Here is a 1,157-nt window from a genome sequence, read left to right as displayed (position 1 = left end):
CAGCCTCTGCTGGCGGGATGTATCCGATGGGTTCGAGCAGGCGATGGTGGTTGAACCAGGACACCCATTCGAGCGTGGCGAACTCCACAGCTTCCCTGGTCTTCCATGGCGCTCGGCGGTGGATGAGTTCGGCCTTGTAGAGCCCGTTGATGGTCTCGGCCAAGGCGTTGTCGTAGCTGTCGCCCCTGCTGCCCACGGACGGCTCGATACCGGCCTCGGCGAGTCGCTCGGTGTAGCGAATGCTGACGTACTGAGAGCCCCTATCCGAGTGACAGACCAGGCCTCCATCGCGCTCGGGCTGGCGGGCATACAGGGCCTGCTCCAATGCATCGAGCACGAAGTCCGTGCGCATTGAGCTGCTCACACGCCAGCCCACGATGCGCCGTGAGAACACGTCAACAACGAAGGCCACGTACAGCCAGCCCTGCCAGGTCGAGACGTAGGTGAAGTCGCTGACCCACAGCTGGTTGGGTCGCTCGGCCCGGAACTGCCGGTTCACCCGGTCCAGCGGGCATGGCGCCTTTGCGTCGCCCACGGTCGTGCGTACGACCTTGCCTCGCATCACACCGCGCAGCCCGAGCTTGCGCATCAAGCGCTCGACTGTGCAGCGGGCCACGACAATGCCTTCGCGTGCCAGCTGTCGCCACACTTTGTCAGCACCGTAGACCTGCATGTTGGCCTGCCAGACGCGTTCAATCTGTGGCACCAGCACCTCGTCGCGATGAGCTCGGGCACAGCGCCTGTGAGGCTCTCTGCGTAGCGCCGCGCGCCTTCGATATGCCGATGGGGCGACCTGCAAGACTTTGCAGAGCGGCTCGACCCCGAAGGCATCCCGGTGCTTGTCGATGAAGTCCTTCAGGACTTCAGGCGGCGGCCCGGCTCCGCCTGGGCGAAAAACGCGCTGGCCAGCTTCAATATCTCGTTGGCTCGACGCAGCTCTTTGTTCTCGCGTTCCAGCTCCTTGACCCGCTGGGCCTCGCTGGTGGTGACGCCTTCACGCACGCCAGCATCAACCTCGGCGCGTTTGACCCATTCGTTCAGCGTCTGCGGCACGCAGCCAATCTTGGGGGCAATGGACTCGATGGAAGCCCACAACGACGGGTACTCTCCGCGATGCTCTTGCACCATTCTCACCGCCCGCTCACGTACCTCGGGCG

At 64.1% G+C, this 1,157-nt stretch carries 1 protein-coding gene and 1 other annotated feature; the gene reads right to left on the bottom strand.

The features are described 5' to 3' along the window. Positions 1-1,157 (bottom strand): IS3 family transposase gene (locus FVQ98_RS19515; RefSeq protein ID WP_147915120.1). Its coding sequence is split into 2 segments (ribosomal slippage), with 1,158 coding nucleotides annotated over them: positions 1-891 and positions 891-1,157; the frame shifts between segments, so codons are not numbered across the junction. This gene is flagged as partial in the annotation. Beyond that, positions 785-901, bottom strand: a sequence feature (AL1L pseudoknot). (Overlaps the previous gene by 117 nt.)

Source organism: Ottowia flava (assembly GCF_008017535.1).
In the GTDB taxonomy this organism is placed as follows: Bacteria; Pseudomonadota; Gammaproteobacteria; order Burkholderiales; family Burkholderiaceae_C; genus Ottowia; species Ottowia flava.
Note: the sequence above shows the minus strand (reverse complement) of the source record. Positions and strands in the feature narration are given on the sequence as shown.